The organism is Enterovibrio gelatinilyticus, assembly GCF_028683095.1.
Taxonomy (GTDB): Bacteria; Pseudomonadota; Gammaproteobacteria; order Enterobacterales; family Vibrionaceae; genus Enterovibrio; species Enterovibrio gelatinilyticus.
In genome coordinates, this window is record NZ_JAJUBC010000019.1 from 86,812 (window position 1) to 111,726 (window position 24,915).

The following is a 24,915-nucleotide window of genomic DNA, read 5'->3' on the forward strand; positions in this document are numbered from 1 at the left end:
AATACTCAAGGACGGTCACATGGCAAAGCAAGATCCTTCATATCCTTATCAGAAACGTCAGGTCGAGTTAGACACTCAGCGCCAGTTTCGCGTTGGTGACGGAAAAATTAGTGGTTACCTTTCGGTGATGCTGGGGGCCTTGTCACTGCTTGCTGTGTTAGCGTATTTGTTTCCTTCTTACCTCACGACCACTGAACTGCGTAAAACCTACGATGCGGAAAGCTTGCAACATGTGTTGAAGTACGGCATGTATTTCTCCTTGTTTTTCGGTGCGATGACTCACCTATTGAAAAAGTGCCGCCGCTTAGGCTGCGTAGGAATTTCTCTTACTTTGATCGCTTTTGCGTTAGGCGGATACACAGTGCCGGTGGGGCCAGTTGAACCCGTGGCGTTGTCATTGGGTGTAGACTGGCTGATTTTGGCGTTTCTGGGTTCTGCTGCCATTTTTGTCACGCTAGAAAAGCTGTTACCCAAGTACAAAAATCAGGTGATTTTGCGCAAAGAGTGGGAGACGGATTTCCTGTATTTCTGCTTCAACCACCTCGCCATTTCAGCGATTCTGATTTACGCCAACTACCATGTCAGCCACTTTAGCTGGGCGGTCAGTCCTTCGTTTCAGGAAACCATTCAATCGCTACCTGTGATTGTCCAGTTTACGTTGATTCTTATCGCCGCTGATTTCGTGTTGTACTGGGAGCATCGTTTATTCCATGAAGTGAAAGCGTTGTGGCCTGTGCATGCGGTGCATCATTCGGTGGAAAACTTGGATTGGTTGGCAGGGTCTCGTGGTCATTTTCTGCAAATCTTTTCTGAGCGAGCCATGGTCATGGTACCGCTGTATCTGCTTGGCCCTTCAGAGGCGGCGCTGAATGCTTACGTGGCTTTTGCTGCCTTGCAAGCGGTGCTGATTCACTGCAATACTCGTCTTCACTTTGGCGTATTGAAATATATCTTCGTGACACCGCAATTCCACCATTGGCATCACAGCTCGGAAAAACCGGCGATTGATACCAACTACAGCGCGCATTTGGTGGTGTTTGATTGGCTGTTCGGCACCATGCACATGCCGGGTAAACATTGGCCCGCGGAGTACGGCACGACCAAGCCGCTGCCAAAGAGCATTTTGGGGCAAATCATGTACCCGATTACGGTATGGAAAAAGCGTAAGCCTCAAGAGTAAACCTCGTGAGTGAACCGTCAATACAGGTCAACCAAACCGAAAGAGCGTGACCCATAAAAAAGCCCAAACCATTTGGTTTGGGCTTTTTGCGTCATATGCGTAACGCGTATAGCGTAATTACAGCTTGCTGTGCGTTGCCAAAATGGCCGCAAGCATGTCATGACCAAATGCCGCACTACGCGCTGGAGACCAGCCATACAGCGCATCAGCATGGCTGATGTGATCTTTAAACGGCATCTCGACGGTGTAAGACAGGCATTTAAACTGCTCTGCTACCCAGTTCGAACCCACGGTCAGGTTAGCTTTGCCTGGCTCGTCTTTCGGGTAACCAAACTCATCTTGGAATTCAGGGGTGATGGTTAGCAGTGCTTGTTTGAAGTGATTCTCAAGCGCTGCCATCTCTTCGTTGTAAGAAGGAATACCTTCGCTGCCCGCAACAAAGTTGTATGGAATGGCTTCGTCACCGTGAATGTCTAAGAACATGTCAACGCCAGTCTCTAGCATGCGTTCACGCACGTAGAAAACTTCAGGGCTGCGTTCGACTGATGGGGTTTGCCATTCACGGTTTAGGTTCACGCCAATGGCGTTGTGGCGAAGATGCCCACGAATGCTGCCATCTGGGTTCATGTTTGGCACAACGCGGATCACGGCGTTGTCGATCAGCGTTTTGCCCACGGTATCGGTTTCATCCAGCAGACGAAGCAGTAGGCCTTCAATCAGCCATTCAGCCATGGTTTCGCCAGGGTGCTGACGACCAATGATCCAAATGTTCTTTTTACCTTCCGCTGGCTCACCAATGGTCAACAAGCTGATGTCATTGCCATCCAAGGTTGCGCCTAGCGTTTCAAGCTGACACGCGTAATGCGTTTGTGCGCTGTGCAGAAGGTCTTGGTGACGGTCGTAAGAGTAAGGCGCGAAGTAGGCGAAATACATTGAACCGCTTTCAGGGATCACGGAGAAACGTAGGTTATCACCATCGAACTCTGCTGGAATGCGGAACCACTCGTTGCGGTCGTAAGACGCGACCACATCGTAGTCTTTCCACCCTGCGGTGTAGGCAGATTTTGCCAAGTTAGAAATCGTAAATTGGTGCAGCTCAGGCGATGTGCTTTCCAAACGGAAATGAAACCACTGTGAGCAGTCAGTTTGGTTATCCGCAGGGATAGTGAGCTGAATATCGCTAGGCGTTTTCGCGCTAACGACGTGGATGTTACCGCTTTCGAAATTGCTGAATATTTTCATGTTTAATGTGGTGTTTTTGAGAAAACAGTCATTAAGACTATCACAAATTTCAATGGGCTAAACCTGCAATCAGATGCGGACTTTTCGGAGTCTATTTTACCCCTGACGCAAACCCGTTATAGGTTGTCGCATTCGCATCGCCGAATTTGAAGCTTGTTGGTTAACGTGAAAGACATACAAAAGGAAAAAGACCCACAAGGAAACCTACATGTCTGACAACAATCCTGCCGCAGCATTGCACCGCGATTCCATCATCATTGACGGGCTTATTATTGCCAAGTGGGATAGGGCACTCTTTGAGGACATGGCAAAAGGCGGGTTAACCGCCGCGAACTGCACCGTGTCGGTTTGGGAAGATTTCCAATCTACCATTGATAATATTGTCGAATTCAACCAACTGATGAGTGAGAACAGCGACCTCATTCGTCCCGTTCATTCCACCCAAGATATTCTGCGCGCTAAGCAAGAAGGCAAAACTGGCATCATGCTCGGTTTTCAAAATGTTCACGCGTTTGAAGATCAGCTTGGCTATATCGAGATTTTCAAAAAGCTCGGTGTTGGGATTGCTCAAATGGCATACAACACCCAAAACCTGGTGGGAACGGGTTGTTATGAACGTGACGGCGGACTATCAGGCTACGGGCGTGAAGTGGTTGCGGAGATGAACCGTGTCGGCATGATGTGCGATCTTTCCCACGTCGGGCCAAAAACCTCCGAAGAAGTCATTTTAGAATCCAAAAAGCCTGTCTGCTACTCCCACTGTCTGCCGCTTGGATTGAAAGATCACCCTCGAAACAAATCTGATGAAGAGCTGAAATTCATTGCTGACCACGGCGGTTTCGTGGGCGTCACCATGTTCGCTCCATTTTTGAAAAATGGCATCAACTCCACCATTGAAGATTACGTCGAAGCCATCGATTACATCGTCAATATCGTGGGTGAAGATTGTGTGGGCATCGGTACGGACTTTACACAAGGTCACGATCAAGCCTTCTTCGAGTGGATCACTCACGATAAAGGGTATGCCCGACGACTCACACGATTTGGAGAAATCATCAACCCGAAAGGTATGCGCACCGTCGGTGATTTTCCAAACCTGACAGCAGCGTTACTTGATAACGGTTGGTCGCCTGAGAAAGTGCAGAAAATCATGGGTGGAAACTGGGTCAACGTATTGAAGGATGTGTGGGGCGAGTAGCTTGCGCATTCTATGTATTTATCGCGCTTATATCGACATTACGAAAAAATTTTAAGGAAGCATGCATGAGCCACCATCCACCAGAGTTACCGATACAGGTTGATGATGAAACCGGCGTTTGGAGTACAGATGGTTTACCCATGCTGTACGTACCGCGCCATTTTTTCATTAACAACCATGCGGCAGTTGAAGACGCGCTAGGTGCGGATGTCTATGCTGATTTGCTTTACAAAGCAGGCTATAAATCGGCCTACTTTTGGTGCGAACAAGAAGGCGAAACTCACGGTATTTCGGGCGCTGAAGTGTTCGATCATTACATGAAGCGACTTTCACAACGTGGCTGGGGACAGTTCTTTATTGAGCATCTTGATGTGTCCCAAGGCACAGCACGAGTGCGCTTAGAGAACTCCGCATTCGTGTATTACTACGGAAAAAATGACCGCAAGGTGGATTACATGTTCACGGGGTGGTTTGCAGGCGCGATGGACCAAGTGTCTGAAAGCGTTGGGTTCCCATTGAAAACGCAAGCAGTCCAATTGCAAAGCGGCTCTGAAGAAGGCTGTGATTTTGGGGTGTTTGAGGTGAAGCCTATTTAGAAATAGGGGCTAGAGATAGGCTCTAGGAAGAGCAGGTTCTAGATCCTAGGAAGAGCAAAAAGCCTGACTGCATCGGATTCTTTTAGAAATCCGGCAGGACCCAGAAAAATATAATAAGGAAGTGCAATGTCTCAGTTCGATGCCATTTTTCAACCGCTTGCGATCAACAAGCTGATGATCAGAAATCGCGTGATCAGTACGGCCCACGCCGAGGTGTATTCGACGGAAAATGGCATGCCGACTGAGCGCTATATCCAGTATTACGAAGAGAAAGCCAAAGGCGGCATTGGGTTGTGTGTCTGTGGTGGCTCAAGCCCTGTGTCGATTGATAGCCCGCAAGGTTGGTGGAAATCCGTCAACATGGCATCAGACGACGTGGTTCCTCATCTGCAAAATCTTGCTGATGCCATGCACAAGCATGGCGCGCATATCATGATCCAAATTACCCACATGGGGCGTCGATCCCGTTGGGATGGTGGCGAATGGCCGTCATTGATGAGCCCGAGCGGCATTCGAGAACCTGTTCACCGCGCCACCTGTAAAACCATTGAACCTGAAGAGATTTGGCGCATCATTGGTGATTTCGCGAAAGCGACCAAACGCGCAAAAGACGGCGGTTTAGACGGCGTCGAGCTTTCTTTCGCGCACCAACATCTTGTCGATCAGTTTTGGAGCCCTCGCGTCAATAAACGCACCGATGAATGGGGTGGAAGCTTTGAAAACCGCATGCGCTTTGGGGTAGAAATTCTGAAAGCGGTTCGCGAGGAAGTCGGGCCTGACTATGCGGTTGGTATCCGTATGACAGGTGATGAGTTTCATCCCGATGGTCTGAATCAAGACGACATGAAAGAAATCGCTACTTACTACGATAGCCTCGGTATGATTGATTTCTTCAGCATCGTGGGTTCTGGATGTGATACCCACAACACGCTCGCGAACGTGATTCCGAACATGACTTATCCGCCGGAGCCATTTATTCATTTAGCGGCAGGCATTCGTAGCGTGGTCAATGTACCTGTGATGCATGCGCAGAATATCAAAGATCCTGTTCAAGCGGCGCGCGCACTAGAAAGTGGCTTGATCGACTTTGTGGGCATGACTCGGGCGCACCTTGCTGACCCGCACCTCATCGCCAAGGTGAAACTGGGACAGACAGATCAAATTCGCCAATGTGTTGGCGCGAACTACTGCATTGACCGCCAGTATCAAGGTATTGACGTATTGTGCATTCAAAACGCTGCGACCTCTCGCGAACAAACCATGCCGCATATCATCCAAAAAACAGACGGCCCCATTCGTAAAGTGGTGATCGTTGGTGGTGGCCCTGCGGGCATGGAAGCCGCACGTGTTTGTGCAGAGCGCGGACACCAAGTGACGCTGTTCGAGAAAAACAGCGAACTGGGCGGGCAGATAACCATTGCATCGCAAGCGCCACAGCGCGAACAAATTGCGGGTATTACTCGCTGGTTTGATTTGGAACTTCGTCGTCTTGGCGTGAATCTGGTATTCGATGTGACTGCAGATGAAACCATGATTGCAGCAGAAAATGCTGACGTTGTGTTACTTGCTGTGGGCGGTAAACCATTTGTGAATCAGATGGCTGAATGGGGCGCAGAAGACGGTTTGGTCGTCAGCAGTTGGGATCTACTAAGCGGCGCGGTTGAACCGGGCAAAAATGTTGTGGTGTATGACACCATTTGCGAATTCAGTGGCATGTCCGTGGCAGATTTTCTCGCCGCCAAAGGGGCGCGCGTTGAACTTGTTACTGATGACATCAAGCCAGGTGTCGCGGTGGGGGGCACCAGTTTCCCTACTTACTACCGAAGCCTGTATACCCGAGATGTGGTGATGACCTCCGATCTGGTGTTAGAGAAGGTTTATAAAGAAGGTGAAGCTATCATCGCGCACTTTGAAAATGAATACACGGGTGTGAAAGAAGAACGCGTTGTAGACCAAGTGGTGATTGAAAACGGCGTTAGGCCGGATGAAGCGCTTTACTATGCGTTCAAAGACGGTTCGCGCAATAAAGGGCAAATCGACATCGAAGCGCTCTTTGCCGCACAGCCTCAGCCTATTTTCTCCGAACAAGGGGACGGATACTTGCTGTATCGCCTAGGTGATTGCAACGCGCCGAGGAATATTCACGCAGCGATTTACGACGCCCTGCGTTTGTGTAAAGACCTGTAGTATTTGGCGAGGTGAGCGATATGTCCACAGCGCTAATTGGCCCTCTTCTTCTCCTTGTGATCGTGCTTGCTGCGATAGGCGCAGGGAGGAGAGTTAAAATGTGGCGTCAGGGTAAGCCTGACCATGTGCCCTTTTTTAAAGCCATTGTTTCTATTCTTCCTCGCTACCTTCATGACTTGCATGATGTGGTGGCGCGCGACAAAAAATTTGCCAATACCCACGTAGCAACGGCGGGCGGCTTTGTAGCTTCCATGCTCGCTATGATCGTGGTGTATGTGTTGGGCGGCGATTCACCGTTGACTTACGGCTTGTTAACGGTGACCTTCTCTGTGATGAGTGTTGGCGCGTATCAGGTGAAAAAGCGCCGCGAAAATCCGCCAGCCAACTTGTCTAAAGGGGCGTGGCAACGCCTCCCGTATAGCTTGTTAGTTTTTTCGATCTCAGGCTTGTGTATCTCCCTCATCCAGCTTCTTGGCATCGCCAATATCTCGATCCTTGTTACCTTCATTTTAATTGGTGGAGTGCTGCTCGGTTTAACAGAACTGATATTTGGCATGACATGGGGTGGCCCGATGAAGCATGCCTTCGCGGGTGCGCTGCATCTTGGTTTCCATCGCCGTCAAGAACGCTTTGCTGGTGGGCGCTCGACAGGGCTTAAACCCATAGATTTGAATGAAAGCAAACTCGGCGTTGAAATGGCGACGGATTTCCACTGGAATCAACTGTTAGGGTTTGATGCCTGTGTGCAGTGCGGGCGCTGTGAAAAAGTCTGCCCTGCCTTTGCTGCGGGTCAACCGTTGAATCCCAAAAAACTGATTCAAGATCTTGTGGTCGGCATGGCGGGTGGTGATACCTCAAGCTATGCGGGCAGCGGTTATCCTGGAGAAGAAACAGGGAAATCTGACGAAGCGAAATGTGGTGCGCCGGATAAGCCTTTGTTCGAAAGCCTGTTGGAGACGGACACTGTGTGGTCGTGCACGACATGCCGCGCGTGCGTGGAAGAGTGCCCAATGATGATTGAGCACGTCGATGCCATCGTGGATATGCGCCGTCATCTCACGTTAGCCAAGGGGGAAACCGCAGGGAAAGGCTCGGACTCGCTCGATAATTTGATAGCGACGGACAACCCTAACGGTTTTTCTCCATCGAATCGCGCCAATTGGTCGATTGATTTGAAGCTCGATGCCATGTCAGACGTGGGTCGTGCTGATGTACTGCTTTGGGCGGGAGACGGTGCGTTTGATTTGGCGTATCAGAGAACGCTTCGCGCTGTGGTGGCATTGCTTCGTCAAGCCAATGTGAACTTTGCCATCTTGGGCAACGAAGAGCTCGATAGCGGTGATTTAGCGCGCCGATTAGGCGACGAAGCAACGTTTCAGCGCCTCGCCAACGCCAATGTGAAGACCCTCAATAAATACAGCTTCGACACCATAGTCACACCTGACCCTCATGCCTTTCATGTCCTGAAAAACGAGTATGGCGATTTTGGCGGCGACTATCAGGTCATGCACCATACCGAGTTTCTTGCGGGATTGGTGAAAGCCAACAAACTGACACTCTCTGAAGCCAAGCCTCAAGACGTGACGTATCACGATCCTTGTTATCTCGGACGTTACAACGGGGGTTACGACGCACCCAGATATCTGCTTCAGGCGATGGGTTTTACCCTCAATGAAATGGAGCGCTCTGGTTTCCGCTCTCGTTGTTGCGGCGGCGGGGGCGGTGCGCCAATCACGGATATTCCCGGTGAACACCGCATTGCCGATATGCGCATGGACGATGCTCGAGAGACAGGCGCGGATCTGGTAGCTGTCGCATGCCCACAGTGTGCGGTGATGTTAGAGGGTGTGGTGATGCCACGACCCGATGTGAAAGACGTGGCAGTGATGCTGTTGGATCGCATTGAGAAGGCGGGGTGACACCATGACAGATGAAGCAAAACAAGACACATTGCTGCGTCGAGATCGGAGAAAAGAGCTAATTATTCGAAATCGCCTGCACCCAGAGCATGCAGCGTTAATGGCGTCTCAAAACATCATGCTGGGCGGCACAAATCGAAAAGACCCGCACCATGTTGGCTTTCTAACCCCAGAAGGCATTAAGCGGATAGACCGTTCAGGAGAGATGTCAGCAGCGGCAGGAGGTGCAGCAAAAGCTGTAGAGCAAACCTTGCCAAGAAAACACATCGCGACGCCTTCGGGTTATGTGGTGGTAGTGTCTGATGGTGACAGCGAAAAACTGTCAACGCTCGACAAAGACATGTTGGGTTTGGCGCAGCAATTGGCAGCACGGCATAGTGAAGATACGGCAGTCTTGCTGGTTACTGTTTTCGCGCGACACGATGATTTTGCCGCAGCGGGTGCTGATCGCGTATTGGCGCTCAATGCATCGGCTACTTATTCCCCTGAGCAATGGCTTTCTGCGTTGCTTTCGCTGGAGTCGTCCCTTGAGCCTGTTCACTGGATTTTCCCCGATTCAGGCTTAGTGGGCGGTGATTTAGGCAGAAAGCTAAGTGTCGACATCAATGAAAGACCCGCTGCGCGGGTAAGAAGTGTCGTTGATCTTAACGCAGATGATGTTCAAATTGAGTGCAGCAGCGGCGATGCAAGCCGAACCGTGACACGGCAACTAACTCGCGTGTTGCTGGTGGAAGAGCAAGTCGCTGACCCTATTTCTGGTTATCTTACTGATGCCTCGCCATTAGACGAATCATTAATCGATGCTTCACTCAATACCAACCCGACATGTGCCATTGAAGATGCGGGCAGCGTGGCGGTCGACCCTAAAAACATCCCATTACCGGAAACTGGCTTTATTCTTTCTGGTGGCAATGGTGTGCGAAATTGGTCTTTATTCCATCAATGTGCAGACGCACTAGGCGCGACAGAAGGTGCAAGCCGCGTTGCGGTGGACAACGGACACATGCCGAGAACAACACAAGTCGGTGCATCAGGCACTTACGTTAATGCCAAGGTGTATATCGCCGTTGGCATTTCTGGTGCGATCCAGCACCTTCAAGGGATGACGCAGTGCGATACGGTCATCGCGATAAACGCAGACCCTGCCTGTGACATGGTGAAACGCGCTGATCTCAGCATCATTGCGGACAGCTCTGAAGTGATGCAAGCCCTCGTGGATGCAACTCAAGGTGCGACAACCAGCAAGGAGCTCAGTGATGCAAGTTAATGATGACATCATGGTGTTAGTCTCTTGCGGACACCATCCACTTTCTGGCAGAGAGCGCCGCGCAGAACGAGATGCAAAAGCGCTCGAAATCGCGCTGCAACATACGGCTTCGCCACGTGTGGTGTTTGCGGGTGCTCCTGAATGCTCGGCATTGCGCGACTATTTGGGCATGGGCGTGCCTGAAATAGACGTACTGACGCAAACATCAGAAGCGGATGTGAGTGTGGCGCTTGCCAGTTACGTACATCAAAAGTCACCGCGCTTAGTACTATGCGGACATCGCGCAGAACAAGGTGAATCGTCAGGCATGGTGCCGTATTTGGTGGGGAAACGTTTGAACGCGGCAGTCGTGCCCGATGTGGTAGATATTCTTGCCCAAGATGCGGAGTCGGTTGAGGTGCTTCAAGCATTGGCGGGAGGGCAGCGCCGTCGGTTACACGTAAAACTCCCCGCCGTGTTAGTTGCTAGTGCCTCCGCCGCTGTAGCCAGACAAAGCGCTTTTACCAAGGCAAGAGATGGCGTGATTCATTCACTGAGTGTGGCTGAAACTGAGGACAAGGAGTTGAGCGGTTGGCACTGGCAGGTGGCGAAAAAACGCGCCAAACGTGTAAAAACCGTCGCGGCAGCTTCATCGAGCCGAGATCGATTCCGTGCGGCAACCGCAGCGCCTGCTTCAACGGGCGGCCAGATTCTTCACAATCCATCCGCAGAAGAGGCTGCTAACGCGATTATTCAATTGCTCAAAGAGAAGGGAGTTTAGAATAAACCGTCGTGTTCTCCGCTGAAATTCATTAAACTTTGTGCTCCGAAGTCCAGCACCTTCATGGGTGCTTGGCTGCATGATTGAAGGAGGCAGCGTGAAGCGCATTACCATCTATACCAGCCGACAATGTGCGCATTGCAACGCGGCAAAGCAGTTTTTTGATAGTAAAAAAATCACATACAGAGAGTGTGATATAGGCACTCCTCGTGGAAAGAAAGAGCATGCAGCCTTGGGCGCGCGTGGTGTTCCTGTGCTCAAAATCGGCGACAAAGTGCTGCATGGGTTTACCCCAAAAGCTGTCGAACAAGCCCTCAAATCGTAAACCCATTTTGAACGCAATGACCCACCGCAATGCAATCGTCACTTTACATATGGAAATTCATATATAAAGTACTCTTAATGATATGCACTTTCGCCCTTCTATTCGGATACCTATGGCCTCGGAATCTTCGTTCTTAAACACAGCTCACTCTCAATCAAAGCCTTCAGAATGTCTGCCAGAAATATCAATTTCTCCGGTGACTTTCTATAAATGCTTGGCGGATGAGACGCGTCTGAAAACCTTGTTGTTACTCCAGCAAGAAGGTGAACTGTGTGTGTGCGAATTAATGACAGCACTGGATGAGAGTCAGCCAAAGGTCTCTCGGCATCTTGCGCAGTTGCGAAAATGCGGATTGCTGAGTGATCGCAGGCAAGGGCATTGGGTTTTCTATCGTATTCGCCCTGAATTACCAGAATGGATAAAAAGCGTATTGGTATTAACTTTAGCGTCCCATGCTGCGTTTATTCAAGGCAACATGAACAAGCTTTGTGGGATGGGAGATCGCCCAGAGCGTGCGTCAACCTGCTGCTAGTTGCTAGTTATCGGATAGACCGCTAGGGACTTATCAATGTAAACCGCAATACAAATGTCATTCCGCCTTTTTGATTGGTATTGGCCTGAACATCCCCACCCATGTCTCTCATGTTGTTGGCAACAATCGATAGCCCCAATCCTAAGCCTTTCCCTATTCTCTTGTTGGTTGTAAAAGGCTCAAAGATGGTAGAAAGCGCATCATTATCAATGCCACACCCATTATCAGATATTTTAACCTCCAACGAGGATTCTGTCGGTGTGACGGAGATGGTGAGTCGTGGCTGCGGAGTATGCTCTAGGGCATCAACGGCATTAGAAATGAGGTTGCCCAATACCTGACGTAATCTTTGTTCTTCCGCCTCTATCTTTGGTAATCCTGACGGAAGACGCACTCTGACGTCGATCTCTAATAATTGCTGTTGATAGATCCGCAAGACTTCCTGCAACCCTTCTGTAAAAGAGACGGCCTGTAACCTTTCGGGTTTGCTGTAAGCGAAAGTTTTGAGTTGTGTCGCCATGTCGACCATTCTATCGATCAAGGTTTCGATCAGCTCGTTATTGGCTGACACCATCGCCATTTCCCCTCGTTCAGAGAGCAGGGCATTGGATGTAGTGAGTGTTCTTAGGCCAGTTAGTGGTTGATTGAGTTCATGGACAATAGCGCTCGACATTCTGCCGAGTGCTGCCATTTTGCTCGACTCAATAAGACGGGCTTGCGCCTCACGTAATTCTGACGTCCGCTCTTCAACACGCTGTGCAAGCTGCATGTTGGCTTCGTAGAGCGCGTGTTCCGCTTTCTTACGTTTACTAATGTCTAGCACGGTAGCGAGATAATACTGCGTACCGTGAAAAGGGAATGATGTGAGTGAAAACAAAACAGGAAAGGCTGAATGATCTCGACGAATGGCCACTTTTTCAACGGCGCTCATTTCCACGATAGTTTTTTCGGCTTTGACTGGTGATTCGAGAAACAGGGGTGATTGCGCATCCTTGTCCTGCTCGAGTAACTGGTGCAGGCTGATGTCTGCAAAAGAACCTTCTTCAATCGCGAATTGCTCAATCGCCATGGCATTAATGTCAACAATGCCTCCTTGTTGATCGAACAATATCAAACCCACTTGCGTCTTATTAATCATTTGGTTGAGCTTCTGCTCTGACTCTTTGATTAAGGCTTGTATACGTTGTTGAGAAAGAAGTTTTTGATGACGTTGATACCCAATGACGCCCGTCAGAAACAGCAGCAAGAAAACCATGGAGGCACTTAATCCAATCGTTGCAGACGTTCTATCAACGGGCGTGGTGGGAGAAAGGTAGGTGAGTAACCATTTGACATCATCAAGTCGGATTGTCTGAGAAAAGTAGTGTTTATTGTCCATGTTCCAAAGGGTGAGTGACTCGCCCTGTAGGAGTGTTTTGTTGGTGATTTTAACCGGATTGTCAGCGTCATTTAGCCAATCTGCGCTGTATGTATCGCTGCTTGAGAGGAAGAATTTCCCATTGGGATCACGTAGTAGGATGAGGTCCGAACTGGTGAGCCATTGATCGGTTAATAGGCGAAGATCCAGTTGAACCACCACAATACCGACGATGGCTAAATGCTCAAATATCGGCGCGGAGAGATAGTAAAAAGGGCGCTCACCTTTGGTTTTAAGTACGAGGGATGTGCCTTCGCCAAGTCGGTGGATATCAGCAACAATGGTTTGTAAGTCGGCGTTACTAATGTGGTCGCCGGCAATGCTGGACGCCACCAATCTCCCTTTGTCTGATAACAGGTACCACCCTTCGGTATTGGCAGCTTTATCCAGTTGACTAAGGGATTGCTCAACGTCATCCGATTGCTCTAATCGTCCGACAACCAGAGACACGGCATCAGGATTGTTATTGATGAGATACGGCAAATGATAGAAGCGACGCAGGGCGTGCCGCATTTCACCTATCGAGTTAAGTAAGCTTTGTTGCGCGTTGACCTGTGCTTGTTGGGTGAGCCATTGGTGGGCTATTTCTTTGCTTCCCCAATAGAATGCAAAGACGAGTAATGTGGCTACAGAAACCAAAATCCATTTACGATCCATATGTCGTTTCCCGCCTCCCATCTTCTGACTACTTAATCGCTCTTTGAATGTCTCAGGTTCCGCTGACTTATCCCTTTGCGAGCATTACAGTATATATTTAAGCCATCTTAAGACAGCATTGCTTGCCAAAAGATAATGAAAGCGTGATGGTTACTTATCGATATACACGGTTTTCCTCCCATGTTTAACGTGAGGTTTGATGGGGCGAGACAAAGATATTTCAGTAGTGGTTAATACATGGAAAACACACAAGACGCACGGATAGCGCTAATCGAAGACGATGAAATTGTGCGACAAGCAACGTCACAGTGGCTTCAGTTAGCCGGTTTTATGGTTGAAGAATTTGCTACTGGGTATACCGCTCTCGCTAAAATTCGCGCGGGTGCGTTTGATGCGATCATCAGTGACGTGAGATTGCCCGACATTGATGGAATTTCATTGCTAGAACAATTTAAGTCGAACCAAATTGATGCGCCTGTGCTGATTATTACCGGTCACGGTGATGTGGATATGGCGGTCAAAGCGTTGCATTTAGGCGCGTTTGATTTTATTGAAAAACCCTTTAAACCTGATCGATTGTCTAAGCGGGTTGAGCAAGCGGTTGAGCATTTTAGGGCGCAAACATCCACCCACTTGAGAGGGGAATATCTGGCTCGTATTTCTGGGTTGGAAAAGGTGTTGATTGGACAAAGTGATGTTATGTGCCACTTGCGTGAGCAAATTGCACACGTCGCGAAAATCGATACCAATGTCATTATTTATGGCGAAACAGGGTGCGGGAAAGAGTTGGTTGCAAATAGTCTGCACAACGAAAGTGAACGCCGACAACGCCGATTTGTTCCTATCAACTGTGGTGCCGTGCCTGAGAACCTTTTTGAAAGTGAGCTGTTTGGGCATGAAGTTGGGGCGTTTACAGGCGCGTCTAAACGTCGCATAGGTAAACTCGAATATGCTGACAAAGGCACGCTTTTCCTTGATGAGATTGAAAGCATGCCAGCAGCGATGCAAGTCAAAGTATTGCGGAGCTTGCAGGAAAACACGGTGGAGCGTGTCGGAGGAAATCAACCTATACACATCGATCTGCGTGTGATCGCTGCGGCGAAGGAAGATTTGCTGGCCCATCCATCATTTCGGCAAGATCTTTTCTATCGGTTGAATGTGGCGCAAATCTCTATTCCTCCACTTCGCGATCGAAGCGAAGATATCCTGATGTTGTTTGAGCATTTCTCTCAACAAGCGAATGCCAATACGCGCATGCTAAGTGACGCTGATCGAAAAGGCATGTTGTCATACTCATGGCCAGGGAATGTCAGGGAGCTTCGCAATATTGCTGTTCGCTATGCGTTAGACAGTTCAGTTTCCGCGATCGAGATTTTATCCATGCGGCCAACTTCGACGATCGAACTGAGTACGAAAGGGGTGCCTCTCGCAGTGCAGTTGGATAACTTTGAACGAAAAGTCCTGAGTGAAGCCTTGAAGCGACACCAAGGGCGTATTCATGAGGTGATGGAAGAACTCGATCTTCCGCGTCGCACGTTGAACCAAAAAATGCAGAAATTTGGCCTAAATAGAGCGGATTTCAAAGATTAAGTTATCGGCAGATTTTTGCTCATTCCGTAATGTATGAGTGCTATGCACTCATGATAACCCCGCTATCCATCAGGCTCCTTTCCCAAAACCATGAGCAATATTTTGCCGATAGTAATTCGTACGAATCAGCATGATTTTGCTCATCCCACAATGATAAAAATATAATTTTGTTTTAAAACAAAGCATTAAGTATTGGCACTGTGCTTGCTATTAGTTTGCGTGATTAACATTTCGTTAACAGCATCAAAAGCAGTAGGAGTACAGGGATGACAATTAAGACGATAGCAACCACCGTGACGCTGGTTATGGCGACATTAGGCAGTGTATCACTCGCGTCTGCGGCGGAAGAGCGCAGCTACATTTTGGCGACGGCATCCACCGGAGGAACGTATTACCCTGTTGGCGTCGCGTTGGCCACACTAAGCAAAGTGAAGTTGGGCCCGAAATATCACTTTTCTTTATCTGCGATTAGCTCTGCCGGTTCGGGCGAGAACGTAAAACTCTTGAACGAAAACGAAGCGCAATTTGCCATTTTACAGGGGCTTTATGGCGCATGGGCGTGGGGGGGCGGTGGTCCTTACAAGGGCGTAAAACAACAGGATTTACGCGCGGTTTCGATGCTTTGGCAAAACGTAGAGCATTTTATTGTACGTTCTGATCTGGCTGAAACGGGCACAGTGTCAGATCTCGCTAACCTTGTTGATAAAAAGTTTTCGATTGGTAAAAAGAACTCAGGCACAGAGAATTCTGGTCGCCAAATCATGAAGGGGGTATCTGTTGATCCAAACGATTTTAACCTCGCTTACATGGGTTACGGCGCCAGTGCTAATGCCCTTCAAAATGGGACCATTGATGGCATGAATACCCCTGCGGGTGTGCCTGTTGGGGCGGTGACACAAGCATTTGCCGCCATGGGTGATGACATCAAAATCCTGTCGTTTACCGATGAGCAAATCAAACAAGCGAATGGGGAATACAATCTTTGGACCAGCTATGAGATCCCAGCGAACACGTATCCAGGGCTTGATAAACCTGTGACGACGATTGCTCAGCCCAATTTCCTTGCTGTACGCAGCGATGTGACAGAGGAAGATGTGTATCAGCTAACCAAAGCTATCTATGAAAACCTCCCTTTTCTTCAAGGTATTCACAAAGCGACGAAAGCCATGGCGATTGAAAAAGCGATTGCTGGGCTACCTGTACCGTTGCACTCCGGTGCTGCGCGTTTCTACCAAGAAGTCGGTGTGACTATCCCAGATTCACTGCTCATCAACTAACGCATCTTGCCCCTAAAAATGGGGCATTTTTCTCGCGATAAAACGCATTGTTAATTGTTACACGCCTGTTTCGCCGTTTCTTTGAGGTTGCGGTCTATGGGCGGTCATCAAAAATGTCTCTCTAAATGGAGGGATAGGAGCGACTCATGAGCGAATCAGTAAAAAAGGACTTGGAAAAGTTCGAATTACCGACGCGCACCAGTTTTCCCTGGGTGAATACATTGATCACCGTGTTAGCGGTGCTCATGTCAACGGTACACATTTGGTTTAATACATTATCGACGTGGTCTGAACTTTGGGTTTCCGCCACCCATTTTGCGGGTTTTGCGGTGATCTGTTTTCTTTGGTATCCCGCGCATGCCTCTTTGAAGCGAAATAAGATTGCGTTGGTGGTGGACATTTGGCTCGCCTTGGCGGCGGTCGCCTGCCTTATCTATATTCCATTCGCTGAGGATGCGCTCTATGAGCGTGGCGTGAAATTCATCGCCAGTGATTGGTTCTTCGCGGTTGTCGCCATCGTCATTGCGATGGAATTGGTCAGACGCACCATGGGCTGGTTTATCCCCGTGTTGATTGTTATCTGCCTGAGCTATGTGGTTTTTTGGGGCAAGTGGATGACGGGGATCTTTCACTTTCCGGGCTTGAGCATGGAAACCTTGCTTTACCGAAGCTTCTATTCGTCGGAAGGGATGTTTGGTCCTATCTCTCGAATTAGCTGGAGTTATGTGTTCATGTTCATCTTGTTTGGGGCATTCTTAGTGCGCTCTGGCGTGGGCGACTTCATTGTTAACATTGCGCGGGCAGCGGCAGGAAAAGTGATTGGCGGGCCAGGTTTCATCGCAGTATTAGGATCAGGGTTGATGGGCTCTGTGTCCGGATCAAGTGTGGCGAATACGGTTTCAACAGGGGTGATTACCATCCCGTTGATGCAAAAAGCAGGCTTCCCCTCGCGTTTCGCGGCCGGTGTCGAAGCGGCAGCGTCAACTGGGGGGCAATTAATGCCACCTGTCATGGGCGCAGGGGCGTTCATCATGGCCTCTTATACCCAAATTCCTTACGTTGATATTATCGCCGTCTCGCTTGTTCCTGCTTTGATTTATTTTCTCTCAGTCGGCTTTTTTGTGCGGATTGAAGCGAAACGTAGCAAGGTGCAAAAGGTGGTGTCTGGCGAAGATTCCATCATGAAAGTACTCATCTCAGGTTGGCACAACTTGATCCCGATTGCGGTGCTGGTGACCCTGTTGATTGAGGGTTTCACTCCCACTTATGCCGCGGGAATTTCAATACTTTCGGTGATTGCCGCTAGTTGGCTGTCGAAAGACCACAAGATGGGACCTAAAGCCGTGTTGGAAGCCTTAGCACTTGGCGCCAGGAACATGGCTCCAACAGCGGTACTGTTGGTGGGGATTGGGCTGGTTGTGAATGTGATCAGCACGACGGGCATTGGTAACACCTTCTCCCTCATGATTGATGGCTGGGCAAACGGTGATCTGCTGATCATGCTGGTTCTTATTGCACTGGCGTCGCTAATCTTGGGTATGGGTTTGCCAGTCACGGCGGCGTACATTGTGTTAGGGACGTTGTCAGCCCCTGCGCTCTTTACCTTGCTGGCAGAAAATCAGTTGCTGGACTTAATGGTGGCAGGCCAGTTACCTGAGCAAGCAAAGGCGATTTTCATGCTCGCTGCACCTGAAAAACTGTCGTTACTCAACGCACCAATGACGCTGGAAATGGCGAAAGAGATGTTGTCGCTCGTCCCTGCGGATTTTAAAGAAACCTTACTTGAACAAAGTTTGGGTGTGGAAACCGTGGGTCTCGCGCTGCTTTCGGCCCATTTGATCATTTTCTGGTTGTCGCAAGACAGTAATGTCACGCCGCCTGTTTGTTTAACGGCCTTTGCTGCCGCGACAATTGCACGAACGCCGCCCATGTTGACGGGCATGACCGCGTGGAAAATCGCAAAAGGCTTGTATCTGGTACCGATACTCATTGCGTACACCCAATTGATCAGCTGGAACATCAGCGATGTGTTGTTGGTGGGGGTGTTCGCCATCGTCGGCACGTACGCAATGATTGGGGCAATGGAAGGCTATCTTGAAGGTCAACTTAACGTCGTTTTGCGATTGGTTCTTCTTGGCACCTGTGTGCTTTTGTTGTGGCCAAGCCTGCCCATCGGACTTCGGTTGCTTGCATGTGGGATCTTTGCGGCGATTTTTGCGTATAGCCGTGCGGTAGATAAAGCAGACAGTAAAGGGGAGGTATCAACACATGCTGTTCAGGATGAAAAATAGCAACAAGCTCTTTTTTGTGTAAGGGGTAGATTTGTCCCGCGGGCGCTGTTTTGGCAGCGCCAGCGGGGATAGAACGTATTTAACCCGCATAGTGACTAAATATGAAGATACAGTATTTCGCCGGATCGTGGTCAAAATGGATGTGACAAGGATGAGGGGCAGCCAAAAGTTTCTCGTGATTTTGCTTCGTCGCTAATGCGCAGCTTCTTGCGCTTCTCATCAAACCATTGCTTCTCATCAAACTATTGGTTCAGCGCTTGTTACTCTTCTTCATGCACGCTCGGGTCGATGAATGAACCATCGCCCCGAGCGTGAATGATCATGTTACCACCACATTTCGATCATTGATTAAAAGCCAAACTTACCGTTGTCGTTTTTCCATTCACTACGGGGTGGAATGTTTTCAATTACATCCCAATGTTCCACGATTTTGCCGTTGTCTAAGCGGAAAAGATCATAAAAAGCGACATCTTGTTTCAGGAAAATCCCTTCGCTAATCGCCAGCACGAAGTTGCCTTCGCCTAAGATTTTATGATTGGTGCTGTACACCATTGGCATGCCTTGTTCGGCCAATTGCTTTAATGCTACGCCTAGGCCGCTAAGACCGTCTGCCACCATCGGATTGTGTTGCAAGTACGCAGAGTCTTCGTTGTCGATAAAATCATTGATTCGGGCCATATTGCCTTCCATCAAAATGGTTTTCACAAAGTCAGCGACAATCGCTTTGTTTGCATCTGTTTTGTCGAGGTCCGTGACTTGCGTAGGGCCATCTAATTGCGTGCGTCCACTTGGATTAGCAGGCGCAATGGCTTGAAGGTTATCCCAATGTTCGACGATTTGACCGTTTTCGAAGCGGAATACATCAAAGCCAACTTTTGGGCCAAAGAAATCATATTCTGTGTGTGTGACGGTAAAGTCTCCATCTTGAAATGCGCGCTTAACGTCAGCTTTAGCGCTGCCCTCCGGTAACATCGCCATTAACTCACCAAACCCTTCAAGACCATCGGCAGCCGCTAAATTGTGCTGGATGTATTTATCTGAATTGATATATGCGATTGGGCCATGGTCACCCGTTTCGATGCTACTGATGAGTGCAACAGCTTTATCTTTGTTTGAAAGCGTCACTTCTGATGTCGTCGCGCTGCATGCTGCCATGCTCATGACACCCGCTGCAGCTGCCATGCGAATTGTGTTGTTGTTTTGGTTGTTCATTGTCTCGTCCTTTAATGAATCGTGGCGTTGAGGCAAGAATAGGGTTTTAACGCTAGTGCGGGCAGAGTGGATCTAGGCAGAAAAATGGTGAATATCGAACCCGATGCGCGAGAGGATGCGGATTGTTCATTGCCGTCTGCGAAAGCAGTATCAGGGATTAGTTAAATTAAATTAGGACTGAATGTGTATATAGGGGCGTTGTGAAGCAGAGTGACTAGCTCATTTGACTATGGTGATTTCTGAATAAGCTAGGGGTCATGTTGGTTTCTTTCTTGAAGTATTTAACGAAGTTACTTGGGTCTTCAAAACCAAAATCGAGGGCGATTTGTTGGGTAGTGACTTTACTGACGACCAGTCGACGCTTGATCTCGATGATGGTGTAACTATCAATCATTTGTTTGGCTGTCAGAGATGTGGCAATTTTGGTCACGCGATTGAGGGTCTTGTATGTCGTGGCGAGTTGACTGGCGTACCAATTTGCATCACGCACGCGTTCAAAGTTTACTTGAAGCAATGCCATGAACTTCGACAACATACGGCTTTGCGAGGGAGAAAGATTGTCGACTTCGGCAACACGCTTTAATCGGCGGTGCAGCAAACTAAGCGCAGAGAACAAGTACATGACAATCAAAGGGTCAGCATCGTGACACTGAAGCTCAGTTTGCATTTCATTGAGTAAAGACCGGGTGCGAGACTGGTTATTGACATCAAGCGTCAATAGCGGTGAGTAGTGGTTGTTGAGGTGTGTGGGCGTGTAGCTGGGCAATCGCATATTGTCATGCACTTTGTCCAAGAATGCTTGGGTGAACATCAGTATCTTGCCTTGCGGGTTATTGGAAAAGTCAAAGGCGTGGACTTGTTCTCGTTGCACGAAAATAACGGAACCTGCCTGAAATGAATGCTGCTTGAAATCGACCCAATGATATCCGCTGCCTTGCTCAATGAATATCAGCATAAAGAAAGTGACGCGATGTGGCTGGCTTGGAGAGTGTGTGGTGTGATTTCGGCGGTTAACCTCAGAAAGATCGATGATTTCAAGCTCTGCTTGGTGGGTCTTTTTAAGGTTAAAGTGGATATATGGGATGTGCATAAGGCGTGTTCGTTTTATTGAATTTTCTTTGTGAGTGTAGCGGATTATCAATGACGAGAGTAATTCATCGGTGTGCACAGCCTGAGAGGGCATAGGGCGCGAGTGCGCCCAAGTGTATTTTTAATTAGCGTTTTTTCGCACCAGATTTTTTTAGCAATTGATGTTTGAGTCGACGCTTATCGCCCCCTCTGCCACCACGCTTCTCGCGGTGCTCAATTTCCGCATTCAAATCGGGCTCAAACCCTGCTAGCCACTCTTGCGGCAAGCGTTGGTCAATCAAGGTTTCAATAGCGGTGAGCATGCCTTCTTCTTCACGACTTACCAGTGAAATGGCGTTGCCGCTTTTCCCGGCACGACCTGTTCGTCCAATACGATGGATGTAGTCTTCAGGTGCGTGTGGCAGTTCATAGTTAAACACGGTATCAAGGGAAGGAATATCCAAACCACGTGCCGCCACATCGGTGGCAACCAGCACGCGTATTTTACCTTCTTTAAAGCCTTCTAAGGCGCGGTTTCTTGCACCTTGGGTTTTCTCGCCATGAATAGCTTCAGCGGCTAATCCATCAAGCTTTAGCTCGTTAGCTAAGGCTTCTGTGGTTTGGCGAGTTTTGGCAAACACTAAAACCTGCTGCAGGTTTCGGCTACCAATCAAATAAGACAGTAATTCTCGTTTACGTTTCTTATCGACGGGGTGAACCAATTGGTTCACGGTATCCGCAGTGCTATTTGAGGTAGACACTTCGATACGCACGGGTTCATTCAACAAGCGGTAAGCCAAATCCATGACTTGTTTAGGGTACGTCGCAGAGAAGAAAAGGGTTTGTCGCTCTTTGGGCATTTTCTTCATCAAGCGTTTGATGTCTGAAATGAACCCCATGTCGAGCATGCGGTCTGCTTCGTCTAACACCAAGGTGTCGAGGTTTGAAAGGTTCAGCGTGCCAATATGTAGGTGGTCTAAAAGACGACCAGGCGTACCTACGACGATCTCTGGGCCTTTTTGAAGCTGACTTTTCTGTGGGTTGATATTGGCACCACCATATAGTGCGACACATTTGAGCGACGTATCTTGGCTGTATTCGACGACCTTGTCATAGACCTGCTGGGCCAGTTCTCGCGTTGGAGTCACCACCAATACTCGGGTTGCTCCTTTTATACCTTGCTCAAGCAATTGATGGATAAGCGGCAAAGTAAACGCGGCGGTTTTTCCTGTGCCTGTTTGCGCTGCACCCATGACATCAAACCCCGCCAACACCTTTGGGATGGCTTGCTGCTGGATCTCTGTCGGCTCAGTGTAACCAAGACGGACGAGTGTTTGCTGCAATGTAGGGTGAAGTTGTGAAAACACGGTGTTAGACATGATTTTGCATTCGGCCAAGAAAAAGGAGCGTGAGTGTACCAGATTGCCTTGAAATGTGCAGCGCGGAGAAATGCTTCAAAGTCGCGAATGATTTGCCTCACCCAAGACAGGGAGTTGCTATGTGTTTTTAGGCATTTTGGGATAGCTTCGGAATTGGTTTTTTATTGGGAAGTGAGGTTTTTTTTAAGAGGCCAATAAAGTTACAAGATGCTGGAAAGTACAAAAATTGAGCAGTGTAGAATATAAGAAGATACTAAATGAACTGTAAGTGAGTTTATTTATTCTACGATCTCGTGTCTTAAAAGGGAGGCATTTTTGTTGTTTAAATATTTAATTTATAGAAATCCACTTGCGAGTTTTGTCAATTTATTGTCAGAACTTCGTGAGCGAGAGGTGTGGTTTAGATTTGTTGTTAACTTGATATGATTTACTATGTTTTTTCGTCAAACATGATTGCCAATATTGGCGTTATTCATTGTTTTTAAGCCAATTAATTGATTCATTATAGTGGTGGAGGATTGATTTCATATTGGATGGTGGAATCTATAATTAGAATATTTTCTGGTCTATAAGTCTTAATTTTTCATTAAATTCATTTGACCAATGGATTGTTGGAATTTATGTGTATATGGTTGTTCCGTTATATTGGTTCGATATTTCTGATGAGGAATGTTTTTGTCGCATCCTTTACAAGAAATTAAATGTCGATTAGATGATGTTAAGGCTACGGTGAGATAAGCAATGTTACTCGATCGAAAAGACGTTTCTGCTTTGTTGCGTTGTAAGCACGGCGACGGTGATTCTGATAGTGTTGACTTTGAAATCAATCCATTGAAGCCTAATAGTCGTTCAATTCAGAGAACGCCTGAGCACTCTCATTCTGCTCTTGTATTTAATCAATGCTCAAAAGGGATGGCGTCGCAAAATTGGTCTCTACCAATGGTTCAAAGGCGGGCATATGGTGGAGTGATGAAAGCTATTAAGTGGCTGGTGTCACCATCAGATCGTGTCACTCGCGAAAATGTCGCGCTGATCCTTGCTCGTTTGTTCAATGAACATGAAAAGCCTCGAGTACTCATCATAGGGGGAGGAACGATCGGTCAAGGTATGACTCCTTTCTATGAAGACCAAAACATTGAGTTGGTTTCGTTCGACATATACGCCTCCAAACATGTTCAATTTATTGCCGATGCGCATAGTGTCCCGCTGGAAGACAACTGCTTCGATGCGGTGATCGTTCAGGCGGTGCTTGAGCACGTACTGGATCCTAAAGGCGTAGTTGATGAAGTGCATCGGCTACTTAAACCTGATGGTTTAGTGTATGCAGAAACCCCGTTTCTTCAACATGTACACGAAGGTGCGTATGATTTCACACGCTTTACTGAAAGTGGACATCGACTGTTATTCAAACAATTTGGCTTGGTGAAATCTGGCGTGAACTCTGGAGCTGGAACCCAATTACTATGGGCGTTTGAAGGCTTTTTTCGAGGGTTATTTCGTTCGCGTTTGGTAGGGAAGGTTGTAAAACTTTGCTTGTGTTGGTTGATGCTACTTGATCGACTGATCCCCGAAAGTTATAACATTGATGCTGCCAATGGCGTGTTTTTTCTTGGGTCTAAGGCAAATGCCGCTGTGGGTGATGAAGAAATCATTACGCATTATAAAGGCGCGCAGAAACACGCTAAATTTTGACAAGAAACCGTTTTCTCTACTAGGCGGTTAGCTCGTGTTTAGGCGGTTAGTGCGCTCACTTCGTCGTTAAATTCCTCTGAAATTGAATGATTCTTCCTACAAGAATTGGCCTTGAATTGAACACATTGATGGCTTCTGAAATCGAGCATCTGCAGATTGTTTGGGTATAGTTACGAATGATAACTATCTTCATTTCTCGAATCCTCTAGCATTTTTCCATACCCCCTTACATGCATATGCATTGCTTATGTATTTTTGCTCTCTCGTCTCGTTTTCAGATCAACATCCTTTATACCTGAACGATAGACTCCGCATAAATTGAAGACTTTCAATTTTGAACGATGGCAAACACGCTGATTGTTAAATAGCGGCAAAGTGAACAATGATAGATATAAGTTGGAGAGGGAAGTATGAAGTTGTATTTATTAGGCGTGAGTATTGCGCTAGTTCTTTCAGGTTGTGGCGGAGGAGGTGGTTCTGACTCGGGCAGTGGTACAAATACTGAAGATACCCCAACCGGGCAAGTTTCAAATTCGTCTGCTTGCTTCAACAAAGATTTGTATGCCGTTGGAACAAAGGTAACCGAAGAGTATTCAGCGGTTGTAGGCAACTCTCAACCAGTGACGGAATCGAGCACCACTGAAATCACTCAGATAACAACCTATCGTGGCTACGCCAATGCCATTGAAGAAACGACTCAAGACGGTGAAAGTACTGATAACCGAACCTATATTGTTGTAGACACCAGTGCCGGCACGATCACCACGATTGGGCAGGTGGAGGACAATGAGGAATACACTTATCGTCCTAGCGGCTTGATGATCGATTACGCCTTGGATAGGGGTGAGAAGAAAACCTATTCAACGGTGACGCAATTTGTGAATAATGTGCAAACCGACACGATGGATTACAGCATGGAATTTCTGCGTAGCGAAGAGGTTACTGTGCCCGCGGGAACGTTCGAAGCGTGCGTGATGTTACTGACCTTCGATGTGACTAGCTCGGAAGGTGTTCAGTCTACCACTGTGTTTACACAGCATCTGGGTGTTGGAAATGGCATCACGCTTAAAGAGACGTTTGAAACAACACAATTAAATGGCACGAAAACTACGGGATCGGAAGAACT

19 protein-coding genes are annotated in these 24,915 nt (G+C 48.2%); 14 read left to right on the forward strand and 5 right to left on the reverse strand.

What is annotated here, in order from left to right; genetic code table 11:
* Positions 1 to 19 precede the first annotated feature (19 nt).
* A complete protein-coding gene (locus tag LRP50_RS16245) occupies positions 20 to 1,180 on the forward strand; it encodes a sterol desaturase family protein (protein ID WP_274165511.1) in 1,161 nt (386 codons plus the stop codon).
* Between the two features lie 117 nt (positions 1,181 to 1,297).
* Here LRP50_RS16245 and LRP50_RS16250 read toward each other — a convergent pair whose 3' ends face one another.
* Entirely contained in the window at positions 1,298 to 2,422 is a 1,125-nt protein-coding gene (locus tag LRP50_RS16250; RefSeq protein ID WP_274165512.1) for a M14 family metallopeptidase, read from the reverse strand.
* A gap of 208 nt (positions 2,423 to 2,630) precedes the next feature.
* Here LRP50_RS16250 and LRP50_RS16255 point away from each other — a divergent pair, with 208 nt between their 5' ends.
* The 8 genes from LRP50_RS16255 to LRP50_RS16290 all read left to right on the forward strand — a co-directional run bounded on the left by LRP50_RS16255 (position 2,631) and on the right by LRP50_RS16290 (position 11,206).
* Positions 2,631 to 3,620 carry a dipeptidase gene (locus LRP50_RS16255; protein ID WP_274165513.1) on the forward strand — a complete coding sequence of 330 codons (990 nt, stop codon included), beginning with the start codon at positions 2,631 to 2,633 and terminating at the stop codon, positions 3,618 to 3,620.
* Between the two features lie 65 nt (positions 3,621 to 3,685).
* Positions 3,686 to 4,216: a DUF5943 domain-containing protein gene (locus tag LRP50_RS16260; RefSeq protein WP_274165514.1), complete on the forward strand. Its 531-nt coding sequence runs from the start codon at positions 3,686 to 3,688 to the stop codon at positions 4,214 to 4,216.
* A 126-nt stretch (positions 4,217 to 4,342) separates the two neighbouring features.
* A complete protein-coding gene (locus LRP50_RS16265; protein ID WP_274165515.1) occupies positions 4,343 to 6,403 on the forward strand; it encodes an NADH:flavin oxidoreductase in 2,061 nt (686 codons plus the stop codon).
* 20 nt (positions 6,404 to 6,423) lie between these two features.
* The gene (locus tag LRP50_RS16270) at positions 6,424 to 8,322 is read left to right on the forward strand and encodes a (Fe-S)-binding protein (protein WP_274165516.1); all 1,899 of its coding nucleotides are present in this window, start codon (positions 6,424 to 6,426) and stop codon (positions 8,320 to 8,322) included.
* A gap of 4 nt (positions 8,323 to 8,326) precedes the next feature.
* Positions 8,327 to 9,589, forward strand: a complete 1,263-nt coding sequence (locus LRP50_RS16275; protein ID WP_274165517.1) for an electron transfer flavoprotein subunit alpha/FixB family protein — start codon at positions 8,327 to 8,329, stop codon at positions 9,587 to 9,589.
* A complete protein-coding gene (locus tag LRP50_RS16280; protein WP_274165518.1) occupies positions 9,579 to 10,349 on the forward strand; it encodes an adenine nucleotide alpha hydrolase family protein in 771 nt (256 codons plus the stop codon). The genes LRP50_RS16275 and LRP50_RS16280 overlap by 11 nt, the downstream gene beginning before the upstream one ends.
* Before the next feature lie 97 nt (positions 10,350 to 10,446).
* Positions 10,447 to 10,674: a glutaredoxin family protein gene (locus LRP50_RS16285; RefSeq protein ID WP_420791231.1), complete on the forward strand. Its 228-nt coding sequence runs from the start codon at positions 10,447 to 10,449 to the stop codon at positions 10,672 to 10,674.
* Between the two features lie 187 nt (positions 10,675 to 10,861).
* Complete coding sequence (locus LRP50_RS16290) at positions 10,862 to 11,206, forward strand: metalloregulator ArsR/SmtB family transcription factor (protein ID WP_274165531.1); 345 nt, start codon at positions 10,862 to 10,864, stop codon at positions 11,204 to 11,206.
* A gap of 22 nt (positions 11,207 to 11,228) precedes the next feature.
* Here LRP50_RS16290 and LRP50_RS16295 read toward each other — a convergent pair whose 3' ends face one another.
* Positions 11,229 to 13,280: a sensor histidine kinase gene (locus LRP50_RS16295; RefSeq protein ID WP_274165520.1), complete on the reverse strand. Its 2,052-nt coding sequence runs from the start codon at positions 13,278 to 13,280 to the stop codon at positions 11,229 to 11,231.
* A 237-nt stretch (positions 13,281 to 13,517) separates the two neighbouring features.
* Here LRP50_RS16295 and LRP50_RS16300 point away from each other — a divergent pair, with 237 nt between their 5' ends.
* From LRP50_RS16300 to LRP50_RS16310, 3 genes are all read left to right on the forward strand, one after another.
* Positions 13,518 to 14,870 carry a sigma-54-dependent transcriptional regulator gene (locus LRP50_RS16300; RefSeq protein ID WP_274165521.1) on the forward strand — a complete coding sequence of 451 codons (1,353 nt, stop codon included), beginning with the start codon at positions 13,518 to 13,520 and terminating at the stop codon, positions 14,868 to 14,870.
* A gap of 266 nt (positions 14,871 to 15,136) precedes the next feature.
* Positions 15,137 to 16,147: a TAXI family TRAP transporter solute-binding subunit gene (locus tag LRP50_RS16305; protein ID WP_274165522.1), complete on the forward strand. Its 1,011-nt coding sequence runs from the start codon at positions 15,137 to 15,139 to the stop codon at positions 16,145 to 16,147.
* 146 nt (positions 16,148 to 16,293) lie between these two features.
* Positions 16,294 to 18,438, forward strand: coding sequence for a TRAP transporter permease (locus tag LRP50_RS16310; RefSeq protein WP_274165523.1), 2,145 nt, complete (start codon positions 16,294 to 16,296; stop codon positions 18,436 to 18,438).
* Between the two features lie 348 nt (positions 18,439 to 18,786).
* On the opposite strand, the gene LRP50_RS16315 is transcribed toward LRP50_RS16310, so the two are convergent.
* From LRP50_RS16315 to LRP50_RS16325, 3 genes are all read right to left on the reverse strand, one after another.
* Entirely contained in the window at positions 18,787 to 19,599 is an 813-nt protein-coding gene (locus LRP50_RS16315; protein ID WP_274165532.1) for a nuclear transport factor 2 family protein, read from the reverse strand.
* 265 nt (positions 19,600 to 19,864) lie between these two features.
* On the reverse strand, positions 19,865 to 20,740 hold the full coding sequence (locus LRP50_RS16320) for an AraC family transcriptional regulator (protein WP_274165524.1): 876 nt from the start codon (positions 20,738 to 20,740) through the stop codon (positions 19,865 to 19,867).
* A 124-nt stretch (positions 20,741 to 20,864) separates the two neighbouring features.
* Positions 20,865 to 22,097 carry a DEAD/DEAH box helicase gene (locus LRP50_RS16325; RefSeq protein WP_274165525.1) on the reverse strand — a complete coding sequence of 411 codons (1,233 nt, stop codon included), beginning with the start codon at positions 22,095 to 22,097 and terminating at the stop codon, positions 20,865 to 20,867.
* Between the two features lie 969 nt (positions 22,098 to 23,066).
* Between LRP50_RS16325 and LRP50_RS16330 the strand changes: the two genes are divergently transcribed.
* Both LRP50_RS16330 and LRP50_RS16335 read left to right on the forward strand, forming a co-directional pair.
* Positions 23,067 to 23,789: a class I SAM-dependent methyltransferase gene (locus tag LRP50_RS16330; protein WP_274165526.1), complete on the forward strand. Its 723-nt coding sequence runs from the start codon at positions 23,067 to 23,069 to the stop codon at positions 23,787 to 23,789.
* A gap of 410 nt (positions 23,790 to 24,199) precedes the next feature.
* The coding region (locus LRP50_RS16335) for a hypothetical protein (RefSeq protein WP_274165527.1) at positions 24,200 to 24,915 on the forward strand (716 nt) is incomplete at its 3' end.